General features: G+C 76.3%; 5 protein-coding genes and 1 pseudogene. 2 read left to right on the top strand and 4 right to left on the bottom strand.

The features are described from left to right. The 3 genes from GTQ99_RS18155 to GTQ99_RS18145 form a co-directional block, all read right to left on the bottom strand. Window positions 1-1230: ABC transporter permease (locus GTQ99_RS18155; RefSeq protein WP_166617128.1), on the bottom strand; the 1230-nt coding region annotated here is incomplete at its 3' end. Then, on the bottom strand, window positions 1227-1955 hold the full coding sequence (locus tag GTQ99_RS18150) for an ABC transporter ATP-binding protein (protein WP_166617127.1): 729 nt from the start codon (window positions 1953-1955) through the stop codon (window positions 1227-1229). The genes GTQ99_RS18150 and GTQ99_RS18155, both read right to left, overlap by 4 nt. Further along, window positions 1955-3004, bottom strand: a complete 1050-nt coding sequence (locus GTQ99_RS18145; protein ID WP_166617126.1) for an efflux RND transporter periplasmic adaptor subunit — start codon at window positions 3002-3004, stop codon at window positions 1955-1957. Before GTQ99_RS18145 ends, GTQ99_RS18150 begins: the two co-directional genes overlap by 1 nt. A 252-nt stretch (window positions 3005-3256) precedes the next feature. Between GTQ99_RS18145 and GTQ99_RS18140 the strand changes: the two genes are divergently transcribed. Together GTQ99_RS18140 and GTQ99_RS18135 are read left to right on the top strand one after the other, a co-directional pair. Continuing rightward, window positions 3257-4405 (top strand): Gfo/Idh/MocA family protein, encoded by a 1149-nt coding sequence (locus tag GTQ99_RS18140; RefSeq protein ID WP_166617125.1) that lies wholly within the window; start codon window positions 3257-3259, stop codon window positions 4403-4405. A gap of 41 nt (window positions 4406-4446) precedes the next feature. Beyond that, complete coding sequence (locus tag GTQ99_RS18135; protein WP_420814584.1) at window positions 4447-5625, top strand: dihydrodipicolinate synthase family protein; 1179 nt, start codon at window positions 4447-4449, stop codon at window positions 5623-5625. A gap of 16 nt (window positions 5626-5641) precedes the next feature. Here GTQ99_RS18135 and GTQ99_RS18130 read toward each other — a convergent pair. Then, window positions 5642-6521: pseudogene (locus GTQ99_RS18130) on the bottom strand (hypothetical protein); the annotation flags it as partial.

The raw sequence follows: 6521 nt of genomic DNA, 5'->3' as shown, positions 1-6521 counted from the left end.
GTAGCGGATCGCGTCGATGACCTTGGCCCGCACGGCCATCGTCGCGGGCACCAGCCCGGCCAGCGCGCCCACGAGGGTGGCCGCGAGCACGCCCTCGACGGCCGCCGAGGCCGGGAAGGGCGGCACGTCCTCCAGGGTGATGGAGGGCGGCAGCACGGCCTCCAGCGGGAAGTTCGACACCAGCACGATCGAGGCCATCACCGCCAGGAAGCCGGCGACGAACGTCGCGCAGACGCTCTCCATGAGCACCGCGAAGAACACCCGCCCGCCCGTCGCGCCGAAGCTGCGGCGCACGCCGATCTCGCGGATGCGCTGGCGCACGGTGACCAGGCCGACGTTGAGCACGCCGATGCCGCCCAGCAGCAGCGCGAAGACCCCGATGCCGCGCACGCCGTAGGCCAGGACCACGTCGAGCACGCCGAGGTCGGCGCCCTGGTCCTGGCGGTAGGCGCTGACCGAGAACCCCGGCAGGCTGGCCTGCACCTCGCTCTGCAGGGCGGCCACGAGCGCGTCGGCGTCCGCGTCGGGGACCCACATCTCCAGCCCCGGCGGGGATGAGGTGCTCCCGTCGCCGCCGAGGTTCCAGCGCAGGGCGGCGGAGTTGAGCAGGTAGGCCGTCGGCACGGCCGGGTCCGAGCCGGTGGGGTTGGAGGTGCCGATGACGGTGGCCGTCACGGGCGTCGCCCCGCCGAGCACGACCGTGGGCGGCGTCGCGGGGTCGAAGCCGCCGAGCCGGCCGGCGAACGCGTCGTTGACGACCAGCCGCGGCGCGAAGGCCGCGTCGTCGTCGGGGGTGAACCAGCGGCCCGCGTCGACGATGACCCGGTGCATCGTGCCGTAGCTGGGGTCGACGGTGGAGGTGGAGACCAGCTGCGTGCCGGCCGGGAAGCGCACGGGCAGCTGCGCGCCACCGCCGTAGGGCTGCGAGGCCAGGCCCCACCAGGTGGCCCGGTGGCGCTGGGCGGCCTCGCGCAGCGCCGCCTGCGAGCGCGCCAGCACCTCGGGCGAGGGTGCGGCGTTGGGGTAGGCGTCCACCCGCAGCGTCGCCGGCCGCCCGGCGCTGCGCTCGAAGCTCTCGCCGAGCATCTGGCGGCCCATGTTGCCGACCGCGGTGATGGTCGTCATGGCGAAGACGGCCAGGAACACCCCCACCAGCGAGAGCACGACCCGGACCCGGTGGACCTTGATCTCGCTCCAGGCCTCGGTGGCGGCGGCGAGCAGGCCGATCACAGGCTCTCCCGGTGGGCGGTCGCCGCGGCCAGCGCGTCGGCGGTGATCTCCGAGAGCACGCCGTGGTCGAGGCGGAAGCGCCGGTCGGCGCGGGCGGCGACCGACAGGTCGTGGGTGATGGTGACCAGCGTGGTGCCCTCGGAGCGCACCAGCTCCTCCAGGACGTCCATGACGGCGCTGCCGGTGTCGACGTCGAGGGCGCCGGTGGGCTCGTCGGCCAGCAGCACGCGCGGGCGGCGCACGAGGCTGCGCGCCAGCGCCACGCGCTGCTGCTCGCCGCCGGACAGCTTCTCGGGCATGGTGTCCAGCCGGCCGCCGAGGCCGACCCGCTCGAGCATCTCGCGGGCGATGCGCCGGCGGCGCAGGAACTCGCGGCCGGAGGCGTACAGCAGCGGGCTGGCGACGTTCTCGGTGGCGGTGCGCCCGGGCAGCAGGTTGAACTGCTGGAAGACGAACCCGAACGTCTGCCCGCGCAGCCTGGCGGTGCGCCGGGCGGACAGCCCCCGCACCGGCCTGCCGTCGAGCAGGTACTCGCCGGTGGTGGGGGAGTCCAGCAGGCCGACGATGTTGAGCAGCGTGGACTTGCCGGACCCGGAGCGGCCGACGACGGCGACGTGCTCGCCGGCCTCCACGTGCAGGTCGACGCCGGTGAGGATGCGCAGCACCTGCCCGTCGGGCAGCGGCACCGAGCGGCTCACCGAGGCCAGCGAGATGACCGGCGCCATCAGTAGCCCATCCCGTACGTGCCGCCGCCGGCGGCGTCGGTGGGGGTGTCGGTGCCGGGCACGAACTGCAGCACCTGCGCGCCCTCCACCAGGCCCTGGACGACCTCGACGTTCGCGCCGTCGGTGAGGCCGAGCGTCACGTCGGTCTCCACCGGGGACCCGTCCTCGCCGACGACCCAGACGGTGCCGGTGCCGACGCTGCCGCGCACGGCGGTCACGGGGGCCAGCAGCACCCCGGTGGCCGACCCGGCGGTGACGTCGACGGTGGCGGACAGCCCCGCGAAGACCTGCACGCCGGCGGGGACGGCGCAGCTGACGGTGGCGCCGGTCATCGAGGAGCTGGGGTCGGCGTAGGGGTCGACGTAGCCGCCGGTGGGGTCGGGCGCCGCGGGCGCCGCGGTCGCCGGGGACCCGGTGCGCAGCCCGGTGCACTCGAAGGTGCCGGGGCCGCCGGGGACGGTGACCTGCGCGGTGCTCGGCGGGGCGAGCAGGCGGAACTGCTGGGCCTGGGTCAGCGGGGCGGACACCGTGAGCGTGCCGGGGCTGAGCGTGGCGACGGCGGTGCCGACGGTGACCTCCTGCTGCGGCAGGACGTCGAGGGTGGCCAGGGTCCCCGGTGCGGAGGCGCTCACCACGACGGTCCGCGTCCGCGGGGCCGCCGGCGCGGGCGCGGGGGCGGCCGGGTCCACGGGCGCCGCGGCGGGTGCGGCCGGGGGCTCCTCGACCGGCACGAGGACGGTGAACAGCGGGTCGCCCTTCTCCACGACCTGCCCGACCTCGGCGCGCAGCTTGCCGACGGTGCCCGTCGCGGTGGACTTCACCGTCGTGGCGGGGTCGGCCTGGATGCTGCCCTGCAGCGAGACGGTGTTGACGACGTCGCCGCGGGTGACGGGCACCGCGGGCGGGTCCACCACGGCGTAGGGGCTCGCGGCGGCGTCGGCCTCCTCGCGGCCGGCCCGACCGAACGCCAGCCACAGCAGGGCGACCGCGATGAGGGCCCAGACGAGGAGCCTGAGGGCGGGGAAGACGATGGTGCGGAAGACGCCCACGGGTACCTCCGGTCGGTGCCGGGGGTGGGTCGCTGGTGCACGGTGCAGGCTGCCGGTCCCCCGAACGGCTGACCGGAACGTAGCAGCGGCGCCGACCCGGTCGGGGGAACTTCCGGCGAACTCGGCTTGCGGGTCCGCTGCTGCTGTGCTCAACCACCGCGGGGGCCCGGGAGCGGGCGGTCCTTGCCAGTGGCGGTGGTGCTGGCCTAGCCTGCTGGGAAGCGCTTTCCAAACATGGAGGAGGAGGCAGCGATGGAGCAACGCCTCGGTGTGGTCATGAACGGCGTCACCGGACGCATGGGGTACCGCCAGCACCTGCTGCGCTCGGTGCTCGCGATCCGCGAGCAGGGCGGGGTGGAGCTGTCCGACGGCAGCCGCGTCCAGCTGGACCCGCTGCTGGTGGGGCGCTCGGAGGACAAGGTGCGCGAGATCGCCACCCGCCACGGGCTGACCCGCTGGACCACCGACGTCGACGCCGCCCTGGCCGACGACGACTACCCGCTCTACTTCGACGCGCAGATCACCTCCGCGCGCGAACGCTCGATCCTGGCCGCCATCGCCGCGGGCCGGCACGTGTACACCGAGAAGCCCACGGCCGAGACGCTCGAGGGCGCCCTCGACCTGGCCCGCGCCGCCGCCCGGGCCGGCGTCAAGAACGGCGTCGTGCACGACAAGCTGTTCCTGCCGGGCCTGCTCAAGCTCAAGCGGCTGGTGGACTCCGGCTTCTTCGGCGAGGTCCTCTCCGTGCGCGGCGAGTTCGGCTACTGGGTGTTCGAGGGGGACTGGCAGAGCGCCCAGCGGCCCAGCTGGAACTACCGCGCCGAGGACGGCGGCGGCATCGTCGCCGACATGTTCTGCCACTGGAACTACGTCCTCGAGCAGATCGTGGCCCCCGTCGAGGCCGTCACCGCCAAGGCCGTCACGCACGTCCCGGTCCGCCACGACGAGCGCGGCGAGGCCTACAAGGCGACCGCCGACGACGCCGCCTACGCCATCTTCGAGCTGGAGGGCGGGATCGTCGCGCAGCTGAACTCCTCCTGGGCCGTGCGCGTCGACCGCGACGAGCTCGTCGAGTTCCAGGTCGACGGCACCCTGGGCAGCGCCGTGGCGGGGCTGCACGGCTGCCGGGTGCAGCCGCGCGTGGCCACCCCGCGCGCGGTGTGGAACCCCGACCTGCCCGAGCAGCACCGCTACCGCGACGACTGGCTCGCCGTCCCCGACAACGAGGTGCACGACAACGGCTTCAAGGTGCAGTGGGAGCAGTTCGTCCGCCACGTCGTCGAGGACGCCCCGCACCCCTACGACTTCGCCTCCGGCGCCCGCGGCGTGCGGCTGGCGCAGGCCGGGCTGGAGTCCTCCGCCCAGGGCCGGCGCGTCGAGCTGGCGGAGCTGCCGCTGTGAGCGCGCCCGCCCCCGAGCGCGAGCGCGAGCTCACCGGTGACGTGCTGCGGCTGCCGGTGCCCCGCCCCGACGGCGGCGTCGACCTCGTCGAGCACGCCGTGCGCGCCCCCGTGCGCTGGCCCGCCCCCGAGGGCCCGGCGCGCTCGCGCACGGTCTTCGCCGCCGCCCACGTCGTCCCGCAGGTGGGTGCCGAGAACGTCCCGGGAGCGCCGGCCGTCCTGGACTGGGAGGCCACGCTGGCCTTCCGGCACCGGCTGTGGGGGCTGGGGCTGGGCGTCGCCGAGGCCATGGACACCGCCCAGCGCGGCATGGGCCTGGACCCCGCGGCGACCGCGGAGCTGGTGCGCCGCAGCGCCACCGAGGCGGCCGCGGTCGGCGGCGCGATCGCGGCGGGGGCGGGCACCGACCAGCTCGGGCCCGGTCCGCACACCCTCGCGCAGGTGCGCGCCGCCTACGAGGAGCAGGTCGCCCGCGTCGAGGACGCCGGGGCGCAGGTGATCCTCATGGCCAGCCGGCAGCTGGCCGCGGCGGCCCGCGACCGCCAGGACTACCTGGAGCTGTACGGGCACCTGCTGCGGCAGGTGCGCCGGCCAGCGGTGCTGCACTGGCTGGGGGAGGTCTTCGACCCCGCGCTGGCCGGCTACTGGGGCAGCCGCGACGTCGCCACCGCCACCGACACCTTCGTCGAGCTCGTGCACGCCCACGCCGGGGCCGTGGACGGGGTGAAGGTCTCGCTGCTGGACGCCGACCACGAGCGGGCGCTGCGCCGCCGGCTGCCGGCCGGGGTCCGCCTCTACACCGGCGACGACTTCAACTACCCCGAGCTCATCGAGGGCGAAGCGGTCGGCGGCCGCCACGTGCACTCCGACGCCCTGCTGGGGATCTTCGCGGCGATCCCGCACGTCGCCGCGGCGGGGCTGCTGCGCCTGGACGCCGGCGACCCGGCCGGCTTCCGGGCGGCGCTGGACCCGACGCTGCCGCTGGCGCGGCACGTCTTCGGCGCCCCCACCCCGTACTACAAGGCGGGCATCGCGTTCCTGAACTGGCTCGACGGCCGCCAGCCCGGGTACGCGATGGTGGGCGGGCTGCACGCCGCGCGCAGCGCGGTGCACCAGGCGCAGACCTTCCGCCTGGCCGACGAGGCCGGGGTGCTCACCGACCCGCAGCTGGCCACCCGCAGGCTGCGCGCCTACCTGGCCGTGCACGGCGTCGACGCCTGAGCTGAGCCGCCCGAGCTCAGCCGCCGGGGGGCGCCGGGCGCAGCTCGGCCCACAGCGAGCCGGAGTGCAGGTCGAGGTCCACCTCCAGCGGCAGCCGGCGCAGGTCCGCGCTGCGCACGGCGGCGGCGACCGCGCGGGCGGCCGCGGGGGAGCCGTCGACCGAGACGGTCGCCAGCCGCCCGCCCGGGGAGAGGCGGGCGGTGAAGCGCGCCGTCGCGCAGGCGGCCAGGGCCGGGCGCAGCAGGGCCCGCACGGCGCGCAGGAAGTCCTCGTCCCCCGGCGCGCCGAAGGCCGCGGCCACGCCGCCGCGGTCGTCGATGACGTCGACGTGGCAGCCGCGCTCGCGGGCGGCGTGCAGCTCGCGCCGCACGCCGTCGTCGAGCAGCGCGCGGGCGCGCAGGTCGTCGCGCAGCTGCCGCTCCGCCTGCCGCGCCGTCAGCGACAGCTGCGGCCACGCGGCGTCGTCGACGCCGGCGGCCGCCACCCGGCGCAGCAGCGGCACGGTGCCGCGCTCCAGCTCGTCGCGGCGCAGCCGCGCGCTGGAGGCCCGGGCCGCCGACGCGGCCTGGGCGGCGGCCGCGCGCCCGGCGTCCGCCTCGTAGCGCTCCACCTCGCGGGCGGTGCGGTCGAAGACCAGCCGCACGCCCAGCGAGGCGGTGAACCAGACCAGCGCCGGCTGGTTGAGGGCGGCGACGTCCATCGCCGCGTGCGGCCCGCCGGCGGCCAGCACGCAGCCGGTCAGCACCGCCGCCGAGGCCACCTCCGAGGCCAGCGCGGGCACCCACCGCCGGCGCACCACCAGCGCCGCCACGAGGACCTGCGACAGCCCCGGCCACCAGTTCGCGTGCGTGCGCCAGGCCTCCACGGGCAGGAACGGCATGACGGCCAGCCCCGCC

The sequence above is a fragment of the Kineococcus vitellinus genome, from assembly GCF_009906315.1.
Classification (GTDB): Bacteria; Actinomycetota; Actinomycetes; order Actinomycetales; family Kineococcaceae; genus Kineococcus; species Kineococcus vitellinus.
Note: the sequence above shows the minus strand (reverse complement) of the source record. Positions and strands in the feature narration are given on the sequence as shown.

Coding starts and splice junctions, on each gene's coding strand:
- GTQ99_RS18140 (WP_166617125.1), top strand. CDS start 3,257: ATGGAGCAACGCCTCGGTGTGGTCATGAACGGCGTCACCGGACGCATG.
- GTQ99_RS18150 (WP_166617127.1), bottom strand. CDS start 1,955: ATGGCGCCGGTCATCTCGCTGGCCTCGGTGAGCCGCTCGGTGCCGCTG.